This is a genomic window from Caballeronia insecticola (genome assembly GCF_000402035.1).
Taxonomy (GTDB): domain Bacteria; phylum Pseudomonadota; class Gammaproteobacteria; order Burkholderiales; family Burkholderiaceae; genus Caballeronia; species Caballeronia insecticola.
Window position 1 is genome coordinate 776,848 of record NC_021288.1, and the last position, 19,840, is coordinate 796,687.

Consider the following 19,840-nt stretch of genomic DNA (forward strand, 5'->3'; position numbering starts at 1 on the left):
GGAGAAACCCATGAACGACGATCAAGCCACGCCGCGCGAAGACGACACGGCAACCACGGGCATTTCACGCCGCACCTTCATCAAGGGCGCGGTGGCGGCGGCGGGCATCGCCGGGTTTCCGTATGTGCATGCGCAGGAGAAGATCACGCTGCGCTATCTCGGCACGGCGGTGAACCAGAGCGCGGACATCGCGAAGAAGTTCAAGGAAGACACGGGCATCGAGATTCAATATATTCCCGTCACGACAGACGACGTCACCAAGCGCATCATCACGCAGCCGAATTCTTTCGATATCGTCGATACCGAATACTTCTCGCTCAAGAAGCTGATTCCCGCCGGCACGCTCGCGGGCATGGATGCGAAGCGCATCAAGCTCGCCGACAAGATCACGCCCGTGCTGACCCGGGGCGAAGTGAACGGCAAGAAGATCGGCGATCAGGGCACCGCGCCGAAGAAGGTGATGTTCCTGAAGGGCGCGCGCTCGACCGAGTTCAGCGCAACGCCCACAGAGTGGATGACGCTCATTCCCACGACGTATAACGCCGACACGCTCGGCATTCGCCCCGATCTCATCGCGCGGCCCGTGACCACGTGGGCGGACCTGCTCAATCCGCAGTTCAAGGGCAAGGCGGCGCTGCTCAACATTCCGGCTATCGGCATCATGGATGCGGCGATGGCGATCGAGGCGATGGGCCAGGTCAAGTACGGCGACAAGGGCAACATGACGAAGGCCGAGATCGACCAGACCATCAAGGTGCTGATCGAGGCCAAGCGCGCCGGACAGTTCCGCGCTTTCTGGCGTGACTTCAACGAAAGTGTGAACCTGATGGCTTCCGGCGAAGTGGTGATTCAGTCGATGTGGTCGCCCGCCGTCACGAAGGTCCGCACGATGGGCATCGCCTGCAAGTTCCAGCCGCTCAAGGAAGGCTATCGTTCGTGGGCGTCGGGCTTCGGCTTTCCGCGTTCGTTGCAGGGCAAGAAGCTCGATGCCGCGTATGAATTCGTCAACTGGTTCCAGGACGGCTGGGCCGGCGCGTATCTGATGCGTCAGGGCTACTATCCCGGCGTGACGGACACGGCGAAGTCGCACATGCAGGCCTACGAGTGGGACTACTGGATGGAAGGCAAGCCCGCCGCGCAGGACATCAAGGCACCCGATGGCCAGTTGCTGGAAAAAGCCGGCAGTGTGCGCGACGGCGGTTCGTACACGCAGCGCATGAGCGCGATCGCGTGCTGGAACGCCGTGATGGACGAGAACATCTACATGGTCCAGAAGTGGAACGAGTTTATTGCTGCTTGATATAGACCAAGGGAGCGCGCCCGACGATGGCATCTGTCGAATATCTCCGGCAGGCGAAGGAAGCGCCGGTGCGTCATCGGCGTGTGAGCGCGTGGCTGCAAGCGACGCCGCTCACGCTGACCTTCGTGCTGTTCTTTATCGTGCCGCTTGTGATCACGTTGATCGTGAGCTTCTGGGACTTCAACGAATATCAGATCATCCCGGCGTTCACGCTGAAGAACTACACGGCGATCTTCGACGGTTGCAGTTCGTTGACGGACGTGTGCGTGACCTTCAAGACCTATTGGTCGACGCTCAGGTTCTGCGCAATCGTCTGGGCGGTGACGCTGTTGCTCGGCTTCACGATCGCTTACTTTCTGGCCTTTCACGTGCGCACGACCGCGATGCAGACCGTGCTGTTCCTCGTCTGCACGATTCCGTTCTGGACCTCGAACGTGATCCGCATGATCTCGTGGATTCCGCTTCTCGGCCGCAACGGCATCGTGAATCAGGCGCTGCTGTCGGCGCATCTCGTCGAGCGGCCGGTCGAGTGGCTGCTGTACTCGAACTTCTCGGTCGTGCTCGCGTTCGTGCATCTCTACACGTTCTTCATGATCGTGCCGATCTTCAACGCGATGATGCGCATCGACCGTGCGTTGCTCGAAGCCGCGCGCGACGCGGGCGCAAGCGGCTGCCAAGTGATCCGCGACGTGGTGCTGCCGTTGTCGAAGACGGGCATCGTGATTGGCTCGATCTTCGTCGTCACCATCGTGATGGGCGACTTTCTCACCGTCGGCGTGATGGGCGGACAACAAATCGCATCGGTGGGCAAGATCATTCAGGTGCAGACGGGCTATCTGCAGTTCCCCGCGGCCGCGGCCAACGCGATCATCCTGCTGGCCGTCGTGCTCATGATCGTGTGGGCGCTCACGCGTGTCGTCGATATCAGAAAGGAGCTGTGACATGGCGGGCGCAATCATGCATCGCGAGCATCGGCCCGCGAGTTTCTACTGGCTCGCGCTGGTCTTCGGGCTGTTCGTGTTGTTCCTGTATGGGCCCGTGATCACGATCTTCATTCTGTCGTTTCAGGGCCCCGAAGGCGGCCTCACGTTTCCGATGCGCGGCGTCTCGCTGCACTGGTTCGCGGCACTGCGCGGCGGTGTCGGCGACATCGACATCTGGGCTGCATTCGGGCGCTCGGTGAAGCTCGCGCTTGCAGTGACTGTGCTGACCGTGCTGTTCTCGTTATGCGCGGGGCTTGCGTTCCGCAGGCGTTTTCGTGGCGATACGGCCGTGTTCTATGTGTCCGTCGCGAGTCTGATCATGCCGTCGATCATCGTGTCGCTGGGCATCGGTCTCACGTTCCGGCTGCTCGATACGCTCATCAAGTATCTCGCGAATGAATGGGGCTTCCAGTCGTTCGGGGATGGCTGGGGCACGTCGATGGGCCTCTTCACGTCCGCGCTCGGCGCGCATCTCACGTGGACCTTGCCGTTCGGATTGCTCGTGATGTTCGCGGTGTTCAACCGCTTCAGCCCGGCTTACGAAGAGGCGGCGCGCGATCTCGGCGCATCGCCGTGGCAGTCGTTCAGGCATGTGGTGCTGCCGATCATCGGGCCTTCCGTCATCGGCGTGGGCATGTTCGGCTTCACGTTGTCGTGGGATGAGATCGCGCGAACGTCGCAAGCTATCGGCGATCAGAATACGTTGCCGCTCGAATTGCAGGGCTTGACGACATCGGTGACGACGCCTGTGATCTATGCGCTCGGCACCATGACCACGTTGATGTCGCTGGCGGTGATGGTGGGGGGGTTGTTGGTTGTGAGGGCGATTGGGAGGAGGAGGAAGGCCGGGGGCTGACGCAACTAGCCCACCTCCACAACCCTTTCCTCCGCCAAAAACGCCCGCACCAACTGATGCGCCTGCGCTTTATGCGCGACCTGCCACGACGCCGCGAGCATGTCCGTATCGAACATTCGCGAGATCGTATAAGCATTCGACTTGTGAAAATACGCAAGACTCACAAGCGTCACATACAGATGCAGCGGATCGATACCGCCGCGCAACGTACCCGCCGCCTCGCCCCGCCTGATCAACGTGCGCAGCTTATCGAGCACGGGCGACGACATCGCCTGAATGACCTTCGAGCGCTTCAGATAGCGCGCGCGATTCAGGTTCTCCCACGAGAGCAAACACAGCAGTTCCGGATGCGCCGCAAAATGCCCTTCGGTGAAGTCATAAAGCTGAAGGATGCCCGCCGCCGGATCGACGGTGCGCACATCGAGCGTCACGGCCAGTTCCGCTTCGCGCAGCCGCGCGAGCACACGTTCCAGCACTTCGACATACAGCGCTTCCTTGCCGCCGAAGTAGTGATAGATCATGCGGATATTCACCTTCGCGCGGCTCGCGATCGTTTCGACGCGCGCGCCGCTGAAACCCTTGTCGGCGAATTCGCGGATGGCGATCCTGAAGATGCGCTCACGCGTCTTGGCGGCAAGCTGCTGGCGGCGCGTGGGTTCTTCTTTCTTCTTCGCGGAAGCGGAAGCAGAGCCGGAAACGGAAACGACAGTGCGTGACATGAATTCCATCGATGAGTTGAACACGGCGCGACGAGACACGATGGTACTCCGTCGCGCCGTCGCCGTTAGCGTTTGAACGGCTGCGTGAGCGCGGGCGGCGCAGTCTGCCGGCCAATCAGGCCTGCCACGGCAACCAGCGCCAGCAAATACGGCACCATGCTGAGCAACGCCGTCGGCACGTGCAGGCCGAACATCGGCAATTGAAACTGCATCGCGGTGGCCGCGCCGAACAGCAGGCACGCAAGCGCCGTGCGGCCGATCTTCCAGTTGCCGAAGATAATCGCCGCAATCGCGAGATAGCCTGTGCCGTTGGTCATGCCTTCGGTGAACGTGTGGATGTCGCCGATGGAAATGAAACAGCCCGCCGCCGCCGACATCACGCCCGAGAACAGCACTGCGCCGTAACGAATGCGCGAAACAGGCAAGCCCGACTGATCGACCGCGCGCGGCGCGACGCCTGTCGCATGCAGTGCAATGCCGAGCGCCGTGCGACGCATGACAACCGATGTCGCGATCAGCACCGCGAGCCCCGCATACAGCAGCCACACTTGTCCGAACACGGGTTCGCCGATCACCGGCAACGCGCCCAGCACGGGCGGCGACCAATGCGCGAGCCCCGGAATGACGGCGCTCGAACGTTCGCCGAAAATCTCGCGATAAGCGAGCGTCGTGCCGCCGAGCGCGAGAATGTTGATGCCGATGCCCGTCACGATCTGATTGGCGCGCAACGTCACGCTCAGGAACGCCTGCAAGAGCGCAAGCGGAATCACGCCGAGCATGCCGCACAACAGGCCGATCGACGGACTGCCCGTCAGCCACGAGAATGTTGCGCCGAGAAACGCGCCGGTGAGCATCATGCCTTCGACGCTCATGTTGAGCACGCCCGCGCGCTCGCTCACGAGTTCGCCGGTGGCGGCGAGCATCATCGGCGCCGAAAGACGAATGGAGGCGCCCGCGAATACTGCGAGAAGTTCGAGATTCATCGCCGTGCCTCTCCTTTATCGAGCCACAACGCGCCGCCCGCCAGCGCAATCGTGACGATGCCCTGCACGATCAGCACGAGCGCCGACGGCACCTGCGCAACCATTTCCATGTTGATGCCGCCCGAGCGCAGAAAGCCGAACAGCAATGCAGCGGCAAACACGCCGGTAATCGATCCGCGCGCCAGCAAGCCGACGACGAGTCCATCGAAACCATAGCCCGACGAGAAGCCCGCCTTGAGCGAGTATTGATCGCCCTGCAGCATCAGCGCCCCGGCCAGGCCGCTGAACGCGCCCGCGAGCGCCAGCGCGCCGACCAGCGACGACGCGATCGGCAAGCCCGCGCGTTTCGCGGCGATCGCGTTGAGGCCTGCCGCGCGCAGTGCGAGACCGAAGCGCGTGCGTGTGAGCAGAATCGCCGATGCAACGGCAAGCACGATCGTCAACGGCAAGCCGATGTTGAGGTTCATGCCGCTCGCGGCGAAGATCGCGGGCAGCTTGGTCAGATCGGGGATTTCGAGCGATTCGGGCAACGTGGCGCCGGTCGTCATCGGCTGGCGCAGCAGCGCCTCGCTCTGCACGCACCAGTAAAGCAGCCACACCGCGACGAACGACAGCAGCAACGTGCTGATCACTTCGTTGGTGCCGGCCTTCGCCTTCAGCACGCCGGGCACGCCGCCCCAGATCGCGCCCGCTGCGGCGGCGCACAGCATCGGCACGATGAACGACAAACCGAACGGCAGATGCGCGCAGCCGCCATAAAGGCTCATCCCCGTCGCAACGATGCCGCCTATCGCGAGCTGCCCTTCCCCGCCCACATTCGTGAGCTTCGCGCGGTTCGCGATGACGAAGCCCGTGCCGACCAGCGCGAACGCAATGCTGCGATTGATCGACGCGCCGATTGCATACGGCGAGCCCCATGCGCCGTCGGCGAACGCGGCTAGCGCATCGGCGACGGAGACATGCATCAGCGCGATCAACGCGAGCGCGGCGCACATCGCGAACGCAACGGCCGCCGCGATCACGCACGCAACGCGCAACTGCGGCAAGCGCCTGCGCCGGCTTTGCGCGTCAGGCGCTTGCGCAAGCGTGGGTTGCAGCTTCAGATGCGGATTCATGCAGTCTCTCCCGCGCCCGCCATCCACGCGCCGATGCGCCCGCGATTGCCCGCATCGGGCGTACATGTGCCCATGATGCGGCCGCGATACAGCACGACGATGCGATCGGCGACGCTCATCAGTTCGTCGAGTTCGGAGGAAATCAGCAGCACGCCCACGCCGCGATCGCGCGCCGCGCGGATGTGCGAGTACACGGCGGCGACCGCGCCGACATCGAGACCGCGCGTCGGTTGCGCGGCGAGCAGAAAAACCAGCGGATCGAGCGTCAGTTCGCGCGCGAGCACGGCCTTTTGCTGATTGCCGCCGGACAGCCCGCCGAACAGCGCATCGGGGCCGCTCGCGCGCACGTCGAAGCGCTGCATCAGTTCGAGCGCCGCGCTACGCATCGCGCGGCGCTGCAAAAAACCTGCACGCGTGTAGCGGTCGAGATGATTGAGCAGCAGGTTATCGGCCAGACTCATGCCGGTGACGCAGCCGACCGCGTGACGATCTTCCGGCACGATGCCCACGCCCGCCTGCGTCAGTTCGCGCGGGCTCGCCTGCGTCATGTCGCGGCCCGCGATAAAGAAGCGCCCCGCCGATGCGCTCGCCATGCCCGCGAGCACCGCGCCCAGTTCGCTTTGTCCGTTGCCTTCGACGCCCGCAATGCCGACGATCTCGCCGCGATTCACGACGAGCGTGCAGTCCGCGAGCCGCGTCACGCCATCGGCATCGCGCGCGCTGAGGCCATCGACTTGCAGCACTTCATCTTGCAGCGGGCGCGAATACGGCGATGCGCTCTTGGCCAGCGAGAGCCGCGCGGAGAGATCGTCCGGCGTGTCGTCGCCTTCGCGATGAATCATCGCGTGAACGAGCCGGTCGATGTCCGTCGCGGGCGATGCCGAGCGCGCCACCACACGCCCCGATTGCAGCACGGTCGCATGCGTGGCGATGCGGCTGATCTCCTTCAGCTTGTGCGTGACGAGCACCACCGCGCAGCCGCGTTGCGCAACGCGTTCGCACGTATCGAGCAGCGCGTCGATCTCGGCGGGCAACAGCACGGCCGTAGGTTCGTCGAGCAGCAACAGACGCGGCTCGCGCATCAGGCACTTCACGATCTCCACGCGCTGCCGTTCGCCGACCGACAGATCCGCGATCTTCGCCTCCAGCGCCAGTTCGAGGCCGACGCCCGCGAGCACATCGCGCACGCGTTCGGCTTCGCGCTTCCGATGAAGCCATCCGCGCGCCTGGCCGAGCAGCAGATTGTCGAGCACGCTGGCATCGTCGACGAGACTGAAATGCTGATGCACCATCGCGATGCCGTTTGCGAGCGCCTCGCGCGGATCGCGCGGACGATACGGCGCACCGTTCACCCGCATCGCGCCCGAATCGGGTTGATGCACGCCGAAGATCACGTTGCACAGCGTCGACTTGCCCGCGCCGTTTTCGCCGAGCAGACAATGCACGTCGCCGGGCATCAGATCGAGCGAGACGCCGTCGAGCGCGGTGAACGTGCCAAAGCGCTTGCCGATGCCGTCGAGCGAAAGGATCGGCGCGGCATCGGGCCGTGGAGACGGGAGCGCGCTCATCCCTCGGACACCTTGATCTTGCCGCTCAGGATGTCGTCTTCGATTTGCTTGAGCTTCGCGTCCATCGCGGGCGTCGACTTGCAGACGACCATGCCCGACGCCTTCGGTCCCATCGCGAGGCCGAACGCCTTGTAGCCCGGCTGCCACTGGCCTTTTTCGAGTTGTTCGATTGCGTATTGCGCCTGATAACCGACGCCCGTGATGCTGTAAGCGATGTAGAGCGGATCGCTTCCGCAGCGGTCCGTATAGCTGCCGATCACGTGCGTGTTCTTTTCTTTCGCCGCCTGTTCGAGTCCGCGCAGGCCGAGGTTCAGGATGTGATAGTGAACGTCGGCGCCTTGCGCGATGGCCGCGGCGGTCGCTTCGCGCGACTTGGCGACGTTGTCGAAGTCGCCCGTATAGCTCTCGAAGTACTTGATCTTCGGGTTCACGTAGCGCGCGCCGTTGCCGAACTCCTTGCCCGCGTTCACGATCGACGGAATCTCCATGCCGCCGACATAACTCACCGCGCCGTTCTTCGACAACATCGCGGCCGCCGCGCCCGCAACGAAGGCGATCTCGGCCTGCTTCACGTCGTAGCCCGCGACGTTCGGCGGCATGTTCTCGCCCTTGTTGCCGCCGACGACGGAGAACTTCACGTTCGGAAAGCGCTTCGCGATCTTGAGCACGGCGGCCTGCGTCTGTCCGCCAATGCCGATCACGAGCTGGTTCTTGGTCGCGAGATTCGTGAGCGCCTGCTCCATGTCCGCATAGTTGATGTTCTCGATGATCTGCGTCTTGAGCTTCGGCCCGAACTCTTTCTGCGCGGCGACCACGCCTTCGTAGCCCGACTCCATCCAGCCTTTGTCCGTCTTCGAGCCCGGAATCAGCACGCCGACGCGCATTGCGTCATCGGCGGCGTAGGCATCGGAGAGAAAGAACGCGGGCACGGCAAGCGCGATGACACCTGCCGTCACGACGACGCGGTGCACGAGACGGCGGCGCAGTTTTTCGCGCGAAGCTTGTTGCAGGCTGAACATCACTGGCACTCCTTTTGCGTTGAGTTTCGGTAAGTAGGTTATTCATGACTGAAATGCTCATTGCAACTTCGATGCCAATGCGCATTGCGCTCGATGAACGGCCGCTTGCTCATGCGTCGAAGAACGCCTGCGTTTAATGTCGCCGCACCGCGCTTGTTGCGCGTTCTGCCGGCACCGATCCACCGCTTCGGAGAACCCGATGGACCATGCATCAAACCCAAGCCAGACGATGCCCGGCGGCCCGCTCGGCGCTTTCGCGCAGACCCGTTGGCATGCCACCGACGCACTCGTCGACATGGCCGTGCAGACGCCCGCGCCGCGTATCGCGATACTCGATTCGGAGCCGCAGAAAGTGCGCTTCGACATCGAAAAATCGGCGCTCGTGATCATCGACATGCAGAACGACTTCTGCACCAAAGGCGGGTGGGTGGACCATATCGGGGGCGATTACAGTGCGGACCGCGCGCCGATTGCACCATTGCAGCGCCTGCTGCCGCTCGCGCGCGAAAGCGGTGTGCCGGTGATCTGGGTGAACTGGGGCAACCGGCCCGATCTCGCCAACATGCCGCCGAACCAGTTGCATCTGTACAAACCGAAAGGCACGGGCATCGGGCTCGGCGAGGCGCTGCCGGAGCACGGCGCGCGCGTGCTCGAGAAAGATTCGTGGGCAGCGGCCGTCGTCGATGAACTGGAGATCGCGCCGCAAGATATCCGCGTGGACAAGTACCGCATCAGCGGCTTCTGGGACACGCCGCTCGACAGCATCCTGCGCAATCTCGGCGCGCGCACGCTGTTTTTCGCGGGCGTGAACACCGATCAGTGCGTGATGAATACGCTCACCGACGCCAACTTCCTGGGCTACGGCTGCGTGATGCTGACCGATTGCTGCGCGACATCGTCGCCCGCGTTCTGCACGGAAGCGAGCATCTGGAACGTGAAGAAGTGCTATGGCTTCGTCGCGGATTCGCTGCAATTCGCCGATGCGTTGAAGGGAGCCGCACGATGAGCGCCTTCGTTCCCGGTCCGCGTCTGCACGTCGAGGCGAGCGCGCACGGCCCGCTCGACGGCTTGCGCTTCGCCGTCAAGGATCTGATCGATGTAGCCGGCGTCACGACGGGCGGCGGCAATCCCGACTGGCTCGCCACGCACGCGCCCGCCGCGCGCCATGCGCCGTGTGTCGCGAAGCTGCTTGCTGCGGGCGCATCGGTGGACGGCAAGACCATCACCGATGAACTCGCCTACAGCCTCGAAGGCGTGAACGCGCATTACGGCACGCCGTTGAATCCGCGCTGGCCGTATGCGTTGCCGGGCGGATCGTCGAGCGGGTCGGCTTCGGCGGTTGCGAGCGGCGAAGTGGACTTCGCGCTCGGCACCGATACCGGCGGCTCGGTCCGCGTGCCCGCCGCGTTCTGCGGACTATGGGGCATTCGTACGACGCATGATGACGCCGCGCTCGAAGGCGTGCTGCCGTTCGCGCCGTGCTTCGATACGGTCGGCTGGTTCGCGCGCTCGGGCGCGTTGCTCGCGCGCGTGGCCGACGTGATGTTCGCGGACGCGCCCGCCGTCGATGTGCCCGCGTCGTTCGTGCGCTTCAAGGAAGCGTTCGATACGCGCGCGCTCACCGAACCGGACGATGCAGATCGTCTGCGCGAATGGTCGCCATCGACAGATGCGATCGAGATCTTCGCGGGCGATCGTGCAAGCTGGCTGAACGTGTATCAGCACTTGCAGGACGACGCGATCCGCGCGTCGCTCGGCGCATGGATCGATGCGAATGCGCCGCGCTTTGCTGCGGACATCGCCACGCGCTTCGCACGCATGAAATCGCTCGACGATGCCGAAGTCGAACGCTGCCGCGTCATGCGAACGGCGCTTGCCGCGCGTGTCGAAAACATCGTGAATCAGGCGCTTATCGTGTTGCCGACAACGCCTCGCGCGCTGCTCGCCATCGACGAATCGGCGGATGCCATCGGTACGTTTTATCGCGATGCGCTCACGATGAACGCCGTCGCCGCGTTCGCCGGTCTGCCGCAAGTCACGGTGCCGGTCGCGAACGAAACCGATGGGCCGCTCGCGCTTTCGTTCATCGGTCCGCGCGGCAGTGATCGCGCGTTGATTGCGCGCGTGCGTCAACTCTTCCCCACTCTTTCTTGAGCATGAACGCCATGTCCTCTTCTTCCGACGCCGCGCTCGACACTTACGCCGACGCCGCGCTCGCACTGCATTTCCCGGCACTTTCCGGCGAAGCCGCCGTGCGCGTGAAGGCGCAATTCGCACGCATCGCGCAGCTCGCCGCGCCCGTGCTCGCCTATCCCGTCGATGCGAGCGACGAACCCGCACCGGTGTATCGCCCATGACCGCACACGATCATTTCCCGCACGGCGCGCTTGCCATCGCACGCGCCTATGCCGATGGCGCATTCAGCGCGCGCGAGTTGATCGAAGCGACGCTCGCGCGCATCGATGCGCACGACGCGCAAGTCAACGCGTTCACGGCCATCACGCGCGAACGTGCGCTCAGCGAAGCAGATGCGCTCGATACGCGGCGCGCGCGTGGCGACGCATTGCCGCCGCTCGCGGGCGTGCCGTTCGCCGCGAAGAATCTCTTCGATATAGAAGGCATCGCGACAATCGCCGGTTCTCGCGTGCTCGCGAACGCGCCGCCCGCCACGCACGATGCAACGCTCGTGGCGCGCCTCGTTGCGCAGGGCGCGATTCTCGTCGGCGCACTCAACATGGATGAGTTCGCTTACGGCTTCACCACCGAGAATCATCACGCGGGGCCGTGCCGCAATCCGCACGATCTCACGCGTTCGGCGGGCGGTTCGTCGGGCGGCAGCGCGGCGGCGGTCGCGGCGGGCTTCGTGCCGGTCACGCTCGGTACCGACACGAACGGTTCCGTGCGCGTGCCCGCATCGCTGTGCGGCGTGTTCGGCGTGAAGCCGACGTATGGACGCCTGTCGCGGCACGGCACGTATCCGTTCGTCGCGAGCCTCGATCATATGGGCGCGTTCGCCCGCGATGTCGACGACCTCGCCGCCATCTACGATGCGTTGCAATGCACCGATGCGCTCGATCCCGCGTGTGCGCAGCGTGCGTTCGAACCGGCGCAAGGACAGCACGGCGCATTGCGCGTGGCGCGCCTGGGCGGCTACTTCGACGATCACGCGAACGACGATGCCCGCGAAGCCTCGCATGCGGCAGCCGATGCGCTGGGCGCATCGCAGACGGTGCACTATCCCGATGCCGATGCGGCGCGCGGCGCGGCCTTCCTCATCACCGCGGCAGAGGGCGGCCAGTTGCACATGGACAATCTGCGCGCGCGTTACGACGAACGCGAACCGCTGTCCCGCGACCGGCTGATTGCGGGCGCGCTTCTTCCTGCGGCGTGGATCGTGCAGGCGCAGCGCGTGCGCGCGGCCTTGCGCACGCGCGTGCTCGAACTGTTCGAACAATACGATGTGCTCATCGCGCCCGCCACGCCGATGGTCGCGCCGCGTATCGGCGACGAGTTCATGGACATCAACGGCGAGCGGCTCGCCGTGCGGCCCAATCTCGGCTTGCTGACGCAGCCGGTATCGTGTCTCGGGCTGCCGGTCGTCGCGGTGCCCATGCGCACGAAGAGCGGCCTGCCGATCGCGGTGCAACTGATCGCGCCGCCGTGGCGCGAGGATCTCGCGTTCGAGGCCGCGCGCAGACTCGAAGCGGCGCAGGTCGCGTATTGTCCGCCGCCGCCATCGTTCGATGAAGCCTTGCTTTCTTCGGGAGCGGACGCATGAACGGCATGAACGAGATGAACGAAATCAATCGGTCCGACGTGCTCGCCGAAGTCGATGCAGCCTTCGACGCCTACGAGCACGCGCTCGTCACCAACGACGTCGCCGTGCTCGATACGCTCTTCTTCGACTCGCCGCATACGCTGCGCTACGGCGCGACGGAAAACCTCTACGGCTACGATGCGATTCGCGCGTTTCGCGCCGCGCGGCCGGGTCAAGGCCTCGCGCGCACTATCACGGCGCGCGTCGTGACGACTTATGGCGATGCGTTCGCCGTCGCCAATATCGAGTTCAGGCGTGACGGCGAACCGCGCATCGGCAGACAAAGCCAGACGTGGGTGAAGATGCCCGAAGGCTGGCGCGTGGTGAGCGCGCATGTGAGCTGGATGGGCGCGTAAGGACATGTGCCCGGCGCAGCAGCGCCACGATCTTCGAGCGCCGCACCTCGCGCATCAACTCACGCCCAGCAACGACTTCGGTTCGAGAAACGCTTCGAGCCCGTACGTGCCGTACTCGCGCCCGATGCCCGATTGCTTGAAGCCGCCGAACGGCGCGGCCGGTTCGTGCGCGAGCGTGTTGACGAGCACGCGTCCCGCTTCGATGCGCGAGGCCACCGCCTCGGCACGCGCGGCATCGGCGGAACAGACGTAGGCTTGCAGCCCATAAGGCGTGTCGTTGGCGATGGCGATCGCGTCCTCGGTATCCTCATACGCAATGATCGACAGCACCGGACCGAAGATCTCCTCACGCGCAATGGTCATGTCGTTGCGCACGTCGCTGAAGATAGTTGGACGCACAAACCATCCGGCGTTCACGCCTTCGGGCCGCCCTTCGCCGCCCGCGATCAGACGCGCGCCCTCGTCGATGCCGATGCGGATATAACGCTGCACGCGCTCCCATTGCTTGCGGCTCACCATCGGTCCGATGCGCGTTCGTGGATCGCGCGGATCGCCCGAACGAAACTCCGCGACCGCGCGCGTGATCTTTTCCTCGAACTCGCGCAAACGCGTCTGCGGCACGAGAATGCGCGTGCCCGCGATGCACGCCTGACCGCTGTTCATGAAGCCCGCATCGAGTGCGAGCAGCACGGCTTCGTCGACATTCGCATCGTCGAGCACGATCATCGGCGACTTGCCGCCCAGTTCCAGCGTCACGCGCTTGAGCGTGTCGGCGGCGGTGCGCAGGATCGTCTTGCCGACCGCCGTCGAACCGGTGAACGACAACTTCGCGACATCGGGATGCGCGCTGATTTCCGCGCCGACCGTCTCGCCGCGCCCCGTGACGATGTTGAACACGCCCGGCGGCAAACCGGCCGCATGCAGCGCCTCGGTGACGACGCGCGTTTGCATCGCGCTCATCTCGCTCGGCTTGATCACGGCCGTGCAGCCCGCCGCGAGCGCCGCCGCGAGCTTGCCGCAGATGAAGCCCGCATCGCTGTTCCATGGCGTGATCAGGCCCGCGACGCCGAGCGGCTGCATCACGACGCGAGCCGTGCCCGCGCGACGTTCGAACGCATAGCTCTCGAGCACGTTGGCCGCATCGAGCAGGACGCTGCTTGCATGCCGCGCCATCCAGCGAGCGCGCGACACGGGCGCGCCGTATTCGTCGACGATAGCGTCGAAGAGCGCGTCTTCCTTCGCGGCCACCGCTTCGTACATGCGCTTCAGCATATCGATGCGTTCATGCTTGCCGGTGCGCGAAAACGCGGGAAATGCGCGCTTCGCAGCGGCGATGGCGGCGCGTGCATCGTGCGCATCGGCTAAGCGCACGCGTCCGATCACGGTCTCGGTGGAAGGATCGAAGAGCTCGAAGAACTCGTCGCCGTGCGGCGTGACGAACGCGCCGTCGATATAAATCTGATCGATGATCTGCATGGTCGATTCCGGTGAATGGCTGCTATCGAAGACAAGATAGGCCCATTCTATTGATTCGACTAGCCGTACAATCCTGAAAGACCTGTTGAGCGATTTAGGACAATGAAGACATCCGGACTGAGCGAACTCGAAGCGGTGCTGGCCGTGGCGCGCCACCGCAGTTTTCGGGCGGCGGCCCGCGAAATGAGCGTGTCGACTTCCGCGCTGAGTCATGCGGTGGCAGCGCTGGAGGCGCGCATCGGCGTGCGGCTGTTCAACCGGACGACGCGCAGCGTGTCGCTGTCCGAAGCGGGCGCGCAGTTCGTGCAAAGCGTCGCGCCCGCGCTCTCGACTATCCGCGATGCGCTCGAACAGGCCGGCAGCTTTCGCGACACGCCGTCGGGCACGCTGCGCATCAACACGTCGACGGGTGCGGCGAATCAGGTGATGCCGCTCTTCATCGCGTTTCTCGAACGCTATCCCGACATGAAGCTCGATATCGTCACCGAGGGACGAATGATCGATATCGTGGTCGAAGGCTTCGACGCGGGCATTCGCCTGCTGGAAACCGTGCCGCAGGACATGATCGCCGTGCCGTTCGGCGACCGGCAGCGCTTCGCGGTCGTCGGCAGTCCGGCGTACTTCGCGCAGCACGCGCCGCCGCGTGTGCCTGCGGATCTCGCGGCGCATCGCTGCATACGCAGCCGCATGCCGAGCGGGTCCATCTATCAATGGGAGTTCGAGAAACACGGGCAGGCGCTGCGCATCGACGGCGAAAGCGCGCTCACGCTCGACGATCCCGGCCTCATGCTCGCGGCGGCGCGCGCCGGTCTCGGGCTCACTTACCTGACCGAATGGAACGTCGGCGCGGATCTCGAAGCAGGCACGCTCGTGCGCGTGCTCGAGGACTGGACGCCACCACTCGACGGACTGTGCCTCTACTATCCGGGCAGACGGCATGTGCCCGCAGGCCTGCGCATGCTGATTGAGCTGATTCGCGAACATGCCGATGCGAAGCGGGCGCGTGCGGCGCGCAAGTCGAAGCCCCGCGTGAAGCGGCGCTGATGCGTCGGTCGATCGGAGGCTGTATCTCTTTTCGTGATCGCGGCGTGCGTGTGCACCGCAGCGATTTTTCATCGACAGCGCGAACCGCCTTCGCATGTCAATGCGAAGCCTTTACGGCCCCATCAGTTTTGTTTATCGCGATTTTCATCGCTGCGTGAGGAAAGCGCGCAAGGATGCGCTGCGTTGAAACGCGCCCGAAGCCCGCGCGATAAGGCCTTGCCAAGGGTTGCAAGCGTGCCTTGCAATTCCCTGTCGAAACTCACCCGCTGGTTAACCCCTTCTTCTTGCGCCGCCGCGACGGAGTACGTTCGGAGCCGCAGGCGGTCGAGCTCGCTCGCGTCCTGCCTTCGCAACAGCTAATCAACGACAAACGGTGAGGGGAGTTCAAGAGTGAAACGTCAACTGAAGCAGTTGAGCGCGGGCGCGTTTGCGAGTGCGGCGGCCATCGCGACGCCGGCGTTCGCCCAGAGTAGCGTGACGTTGTACGGCATCGTCGACGATTCGATCGTCTATCAAAGCAGCCAGACCAATCTCGCCAAAACGAACGCGGGCCGCTCGAACGTCAAGATGGCCTCGGGCATCTGGGCGGGCAGCCGCTTCGGCCTGAAGGGCGCCGAAGACTTGGGCGGCGGTAATAAGGCTATCTTTCAGCTGGAATCGGGCTTCGATATCAACAGCGGCGGCCAGCAGTTCACCAACGCGATGTTCGGCCGCCAGGCATGGGTCGGCCTGACGAACCCCGCCTACGGTACCTTGACGCTGGGCCGTCAATACACGTCGTACTACACGCTGCTTTCGCCGTATAGCCCGACCAACTGGCTCACCGGTTACTTCGGCGCGCATCCGGGCGACCTCGACGGCATGGACACGATCTACCGTGCCAATAACTCGATCGTCTATACATCGCCGAAACTGTACGGCTTTACCGTCAGCGGTTCTTACTCGCTCGCGGGCGTGCCCGACAGCGTGTATCAAGGCTCGACGTGGTCGGCAGCACTTCAGTATCAGCAAGGTCCGATCGGCGGTACGGTCGCGTTCTCGCGCATCAACAACGCGGCGAATCATGGACAGATACTGGAAGCTCAACGCCGCGGCAACTCCCCCAGCCGTGCCTGAAAGCAACGCGGGCGGCTATCCGCAAGACGGCGTTCCGTCGGGCGACATCAAAGACACTGTTCCAGGCGCTTGGTGGTATCACAGCGTGACGGAAGAGATACGCGGCGCTATCGCGAAGTTAGGTGGCGTTCCTGACTGGACGAAGACTGATCAGCTCGCGACCGCCATTTCCAGCTCGATTCAATCGGCCACGAGCCGCGTCACGTCCGACCTCGCCGCACTAGACGGGGCATCGTTGATCGGCTTTATGAGCCCGCACACGCCACGGCTTGCGAACCCGTACTCAACGATCATCGCGAACAACGAAGCAAACTATAACGCCGATGAAGGCATCCAGTTTGGATTGCAGTGCGGCATCGTAATCGGGCAAAACGTCTTGATTGGCAACGGCGATCTCGGCATCGAGGGCGACACCGCTTTCGCGACCTCAGCGACATTCGACACGCTAGGATTCGAGGTCCCGTCTCAAGCAATCGTCATCGGTAACTACATTGATGGCCGCACGCTCGACGGCACACTGGGACGGGGCGGAATCACCTTCTCGGGTGGCAACGAGGGAGTCGCCCAGATCACGGGCAACATCGTTCGCAATGTTGCGGGCAAGATGGGCATTTCCGCGTTACAGCGCTCCGGCGGCTTCATCGTCGTCGAGGGGAACATGCTGGATCAGTGCGACCCCGGAGCGCTTCAGCATCAGATTCAAGCGAGCGCGATGTGGGTCAGGGTGAACAACAACACCATTACCCGACCCGGCGCGACGAACTCCCACGACGTCGTGTTCATCTACGGTTCGAATCAAGTCGCGCTTATCGAAGGCAACTATAGTGACGCGGTTACAGCAAATTGTGCGCGCATCGCCCCCGCGAATGCCTCGTTCAAGCTATTACGCGTCTCGCAGAATACCTTCCTTGGATCTGGAGCCGACGCCATCATTCTCGCGCCTTCGTCCGCATGCGCGATTCAGGCGGTAGACATCAGCTCGAACCAGCTATTGAACGTCAACTCGTCGGGCTGGACGGATAAGAGAGCCATTTCCGTGAGGCCGTCGAGCGCAGACCTGGCCGTAACGATCGGCCGGTTGTCCGTGCGAGGTAACAGTCTGACGTATGCAGCACCGACGCAATATCCGATCGGCCTTATCAACATGCAAGCGGGTTCGGTCAGCGAGGCCGATATAGGGGAAAACAGTTTCGGCGTTCCGTCGATGCCCAATGGGAATGGCTCGATCGACTTGGCTACGGCGGTAGTCCCGTACCAGCTATTCGAGCGCTCGAACATTTTACCGGGACAACGTTCGTTAAGAGGGGCAGCGCCGCCGACCTTGGGAACGTGGGCGATCGGTGACAACATGACGAACATCGACCCTTCTGCGAATCCCGTCGTCGGATGGGTCTGTACGCTCGCGGGCTCACCTGGAACATGGAAGCCGTACGGCGCGCTCACGTCGTGAAATTCCTCGTGTTATCGACGCTCGCGGTTGTTCTCTGCGCGCGCACCATCGCCTGAACGCGGCATCGTAGCCGGGCAGAGTCTTTCGCGAGATCGCGTTCGAGGTCTATGTCGCCGCGCGCGAGCGTGCCCGGCTTGAAGTTCGATGGGTACGCTCGCGCCTTCGAGCAATTGCCACGGCACGCCGCGCCACCCCCGACTGACCCCACTCGCAACCTGCAACACCATCTCGCGCACATGACACCGCATGCAAAGGTGGCCTTTGCGAACAACAGCAAGCACAACACCCATCAACACCCGCCGCAGCGCGGCGTCGCCTCCATCGCCTTTAGTAGAAACGCCTACGGCAACTGTGCCCGAACACAGTAGAGACCATTCGAAAACATGCCTGCGGCAAGATGTTTTTTCTGCTCTCCGGTTTACATCGACGTCGGAACGAAGTAACCTTTCCCCCGCAATGATGCTTAAAGGCAACGGTTTCCGGGGGCGGACAACATTCGCCCGATAGTCAGAAAATTTGACTTCATCACCGCATAACCGCTGCACATGTTACCGACACAACGAGCCCTGAGTTCGTTGGTCACCCTGGATGTCCGCGCATTGTTTCGCCGGCGTTCTGTCACCCGAGCGCGCGTGCAACATGCGCCGGGTTTGCACCAGCGAATCTGCACTGCCCTTGCCTTTTCCGGCGCGTACGCGTTGCCGCAAAATTTCTGCATGCTCGGGTAGTCATTCGGACAACTAACGACCGTTCGTTTCGACATCGGCCACGCACGCCTGTGCGGTCGATGCACGTATCGTCCTGTCCGCCATTTGACTGTTCCCGGCCGATTGCTTCGTTTTTTGCCGGGAACGCGCATTTTCTTTCGTACTCCTTATTGTTATGAACATTCGACATCAGGCTTCATCGCTATTCCCCCGCTTCATGTCCGCAAACAAGGCGAGTGCAATCGCCACGACGCTGATCGCGAGCGCCATGCTGGCCGCATGCGGCGGCGGTGGCGACAGCGCGGTCGACGCTGCCACTGGCAAGGCCGCCTTGCCCCAATCGACCGCGAAGGCCGCGAACAACGGCTCGATCTTCTACGGCATGAACGGCCACAACAGCAACGGCGGCGCGTACGACACGACAAGCGCGCAGAAGCAGCTCTCGCAGTTGCAGGACCTGGGCGCGAACATCTATCGCAACGACGTGTACAGCCAGGCATCGGCGAATCAGGTCGCAAACGTCGCCAGGACGATGGCAGACGGCGGCGTGACGGTCTATCCGGTCATGCTGCTGAGCCTCAACTACAACAACGAGGACGACGCCTATAACGCCGGCTTCGCAATGGGCAAGCAGACGGCGAGTTCTTATCGCTACCCGTATTACGAAGTCGGCAACGAACTGGAAGCGAACACGCTCAACGGCAACGTCGACGGCACACTGTGGAATCAGTACGACAACCGCTCCTACACCATCGCGCGCGGCGTGATTCGCGGCATGATCGCGGGCGTGAAGTCGGTGGACGGCTCGGCGAAAATCGTGCTCGGCGGCACGTGGCTGCATTACGCGTTCTATCAGATGCTCGCGGACGGCTCGCAGCCCGACGGTTCCTGGGGTCATCCGACCGTAAGCTGGGACATCACCGCATGGCACTGGTATTCGAACGAAGGCGACATCACGCATGCATGCGGCGGCACCGGTTGCCACGACGTGCTCCAGGTGCTGCACGACATGGGCAAGCCGATCTGGATCAACGAATTCGGCGTGCGTCCGGACTACGGCTCGTATAACCAGATCGCGTCGTACATCACGGGTAACGCGATGATGGCGCAATACGTGAGCGTCGCGTCGAAGTACAACATCCAGTCGATTCAGGCGTTCGAACTCTACGACGACAGCGAAGGCGCCTACGGGCTCTTCGAGTCGGACGGCACGACGAAAAAGCCCGCGTATTCCGCATACAAGGATTTCGTGCAAAGCCATCCGATGTAAATGCGGTCCGAACGCAGTCTCGTGACTGCGCGCGAATAGACTGCCGATCGATCCGTCTTGC

General features: G+C 63.3%; 17 protein-coding genes and 1 pseudogene. 12 read left to right on the top strand and 6 right to left on the bottom strand.

The features are described 5' to 3' along the window. Positions 1-10: 10 nt before the first annotated feature. From BRPE64_RS24150 to BRPE64_RS24160, 3 genes are read left to right on the top strand one after another with little or no spacing between them, the layout of a single operon-like run. The gene (locus tag BRPE64_RS24150) at positions 11-1,300 is read left to right on the top strand and encodes an ABC transporter substrate-binding protein (protein ID WP_016347526.1); all 1,290 of its coding nucleotides are present in this window, start codon (positions 11-13) and stop codon (positions 1,298-1,300) included. 26 nt (positions 1,301-1,326) lie between these two features. Next, entirely contained in the window at positions 1,327-2,241 is a 915-nt protein-coding gene (locus tag BRPE64_RS24155) for an ABC transporter permease (protein ID WP_016347527.1), read from the top strand. A 1-nt stretch (position 2,242) separates the two neighbouring features. After that, the gene (locus tag BRPE64_RS24160; RefSeq protein WP_016347528.1) at positions 2,243-3,139 is read left to right on the top strand and encodes an ABC transporter permease; all 897 of its coding nucleotides are present in this window, start codon (positions 2,243-2,245) and stop codon (positions 3,137-3,139) included. Between the two features lie 5 nt (positions 3,140-3,144). Here BRPE64_RS24160 and BRPE64_RS24165 read toward each other — a convergent pair whose 3' ends face one another. The 5 genes from BRPE64_RS24165 to BRPE64_RS24185 form a co-directional block, all read right to left on the bottom strand. Continuing rightward, positions 3,145-3,858, bottom strand: a complete 714-nt coding sequence (locus tag BRPE64_RS24165; RefSeq protein ID WP_044043166.1) for a TetR family transcriptional regulator — start codon at positions 3,856-3,858, stop codon at positions 3,145-3,147. A gap of 65 nt (positions 3,859-3,923) precedes the next feature. Then, positions 3,924-4,841, bottom strand: coding sequence for an ABC transporter permease (locus tag BRPE64_RS24170; RefSeq protein WP_016347530.1), 918 nt, complete (start codon positions 4,839-4,841; stop codon positions 3,924-3,926). After that, positions 4,838-5,956, bottom strand: coding sequence for an ABC transporter permease (locus tag BRPE64_RS24175; protein WP_016347531.1), 1,119 nt, complete (start codon positions 5,954-5,956; stop codon positions 4,838-4,840). Before BRPE64_RS24175 ends, BRPE64_RS24170 begins: the two co-directional genes overlap by 4 nt. Then, entirely contained in the window at positions 5,953-7,524 is a 1,572-nt protein-coding gene (locus BRPE64_RS24180) for an ABC transporter ATP-binding protein (RefSeq protein ID WP_016347532.1), read from the bottom strand. Before BRPE64_RS24180 ends, BRPE64_RS24175 begins: the two co-directional genes overlap by 4 nt. Next, positions 7,521-8,546, bottom strand: coding sequence for a BMP family protein (locus BRPE64_RS24185; protein WP_016347533.1), 1,026 nt, complete (start codon positions 8,544-8,546; stop codon positions 7,521-7,523). The genes BRPE64_RS24180 and BRPE64_RS24185 overlap by 4 nt, the downstream gene beginning before the upstream one ends. 196 nt (positions 8,547-8,742) lie before the next feature. Here BRPE64_RS24185 and BRPE64_RS24190 point away from each other — a divergent pair, with 196 nt between their 5' ends. The 5 genes from BRPE64_RS24190 to hpxZ are packed head-to-tail and all read left to right on the top strand — an operon-like array spanning position 8,743 to position 12,716. After that, the gene (locus BRPE64_RS24190) at positions 8,743-9,549 is read left to right on the top strand and encodes a cysteine hydrolase family protein (RefSeq protein WP_044042949.1); all 807 of its coding nucleotides are present in this window, start codon (positions 8,743-8,745) and stop codon (positions 9,547-9,549) included. After that, on the top strand, positions 9,546-10,697 hold the full coding sequence (locus BRPE64_RS24195) for an amidase (protein WP_016347536.1): 1,152 nt from the start codon (positions 9,546-9,548) through the stop codon (positions 10,695-10,697). The genes BRPE64_RS24190 and BRPE64_RS24195 overlap by 4 nt, the downstream gene beginning before the upstream one ends. A gap of 11 nt (positions 10,698-10,708) precedes the next feature. Continuing rightward, complete coding sequence (locus BRPE64_RS24200) at positions 10,709-10,900, top strand: AtzG-like protein (RefSeq protein WP_044043168.1); 192 nt, start codon at positions 10,709-10,711, stop codon at positions 10,898-10,900. Continuing rightward, the gene (locus BRPE64_RS24205) at positions 10,897-12,321 is read left to right on the top strand and encodes an AtzE family amidohydrolase (protein WP_016347538.1); all 1,425 of its coding nucleotides are present in this window, start codon (positions 10,897-10,899) and stop codon (positions 12,319-12,321) included. The genes BRPE64_RS24200 and BRPE64_RS24205 overlap by 4 nt, the downstream gene beginning before the upstream one ends. 14 nt (positions 12,322-12,335) lie before the next feature. Further along, entirely contained in the window at positions 12,336-12,716 is a 381-nt protein-coding gene (gene hpxZ, locus BRPE64_RS24210) for an oxalurate catabolism protein HpxZ (RefSeq protein ID WP_044043170.1), read from the top strand. A 54-nt stretch (positions 12,717-12,770) separates the two neighbouring features. Here hpxZ and BRPE64_RS24215 read toward each other — a convergent pair whose 3' ends face one another. Next, positions 12,771-14,192, bottom strand: coding sequence for an aldehyde dehydrogenase family protein (locus BRPE64_RS24215; protein WP_016347540.1), 1,422 nt, complete (start codon positions 14,190-14,192; stop codon positions 12,771-12,773). Between the two features lie 102 nt (positions 14,193-14,294). Here BRPE64_RS24215 and BRPE64_RS24220 point away from each other — a divergent pair, with 102 nt between their 5' ends. The 4 genes and pseudogenes from BRPE64_RS24220 to BRPE64_RS24235 all read left to right on the top strand — a co-directional run bounded on the left by BRPE64_RS24220 (position 14,295) and on the right by BRPE64_RS24235 (position 19,779). Further along, the gene (locus BRPE64_RS24220; protein WP_016347541.1) at positions 14,295-15,236 is read left to right on the top strand and encodes a LysR family transcriptional regulator; all 942 of its coding nucleotides are present in this window, start codon (positions 14,295-14,297) and stop codon (positions 15,234-15,236) included. 390 nt (positions 15,237-15,626) lie between these two features. Beyond that, positions 15,627-16,310: pseudogene (locus BRPE64_RS24225) on the top strand (porin); the annotation flags it as partial. Then, positions 16,300-17,802, top strand: coding sequence for a hypothetical protein (locus tag BRPE64_RS24230; RefSeq protein WP_044042950.1), 1,503 nt, complete (start codon positions 16,300-16,302; stop codon positions 17,800-17,802). The pseudogene BRPE64_RS24225 and the gene BRPE64_RS24230, both read left to right, overlap by 11 nt. 924 nt (positions 17,803-18,726) lie before the next feature. Continuing rightward, entirely contained in the window at positions 18,727-19,779 is a 1,053-nt protein-coding gene (locus tag BRPE64_RS24235; RefSeq protein WP_051180530.1) for a hypothetical protein, read from the top strand. Positions 19,780-19,840 lie beyond the last annotated feature (61 nt).

Bases quoted from the DNA above. Each gene is read 5' to 3' on its own strand.
- BRPE64_RS24150 (WP_016347526.1), top strand. From the start codon at position 11: ATGAACGACGATCAAGCCACGCCGCGCGAAGACGACACGGCAACCACG.
- BRPE64_RS24155 (WP_016347527.1), top strand. From the start codon at position 1,327: ATGGCATCTGTCGAATATCTCCGGCAGGCGAAGGAAGCGCCGGTGCGT.
- BRPE64_RS24160 (WP_016347528.1), top strand. From the start codon at position 2,243: ATGGCGGGCGCAATCATGCATCGCGAGCATCGGCCCGCGAGTTTCTAC.
- BRPE64_RS24165 (WP_044043166.1), bottom strand. From the start codon at position 3,858: ATGTCACGCACTGTCGTTTCCGTTTCCGGCTCTGCTTCCGCTTCCGCG.
- BRPE64_RS24170 (WP_016347530.1), bottom strand. From the start codon at position 4,841: ATGAATCTCGAACTTCTCGCAGTATTCGCGGGCGCCTCCATTCGTCTT.
- BRPE64_RS24175 (WP_016347531.1), bottom strand. From the start codon at position 5,956: ATGAATCCGCATCTGAAGCTGCAACCCACGCTTGCGCAAGCGCCTGAC.
- BRPE64_RS24180 (WP_016347532.1), bottom strand. From the start codon at position 7,524: ATGAGCGCGCTCCCGTCTCCACGGCCCGATGCCGCGCCGATCCTTTCG.
- BRPE64_RS24190 (WP_044042949.1), top strand. From the start codon at position 8,743: ATGGACCATGCATCAAACCCAAGCCAGACGATGCCCGGCGGCCCGCTC.
- BRPE64_RS24195 (WP_016347536.1), top strand. From the start codon at position 9,546: ATGAGCGCCTTCGTTCCCGGTCCGCGTCTGCACGTCGAGGCGAGCGCG.
- BRPE64_RS24200 (WP_044043168.1), top strand. From the start codon at position 10,709: ATGTCCTCTTCTTCCGACGCCGCGCTCGACACTTACGCCGACGCCGCG.
- BRPE64_RS24205 (WP_016347538.1), top strand. From the start codon at position 10,897: ATGACCGCACACGATCATTTCCCGCACGGCGCGCTTGCCATCGCACGC.
- hpxZ (WP_044043170.1), top strand. From the start codon at position 12,336: ATGAACGAAATCAATCGGTCCGACGTGCTCGCCGAAGTCGATGCAGCC.
- BRPE64_RS24215 (WP_016347540.1), bottom strand. From the start codon at position 14,192: ATGCAGATCATCGATCAGATTTATATCGACGGCGCGTTCGTCACGCCG.
- BRPE64_RS24220 (WP_016347541.1), top strand. From the start codon at position 14,295: ATGAAGACATCCGGACTGAGCGAACTCGAAGCGGTGCTGGCCGTGGCG.
- BRPE64_RS24230 (WP_044042950.1), top strand. From the start codon at position 16,300: ATGGACAGATACTGGAAGCTCAACGCCGCGGCAACTCCCCCAGCCGTG.
- BRPE64_RS24235 (WP_051180530.1), top strand. From the start codon at position 18,727: ATGTCCGCAAACAAGGCGAGTGCAATCGCCACGACGCTGATCGCGAGC.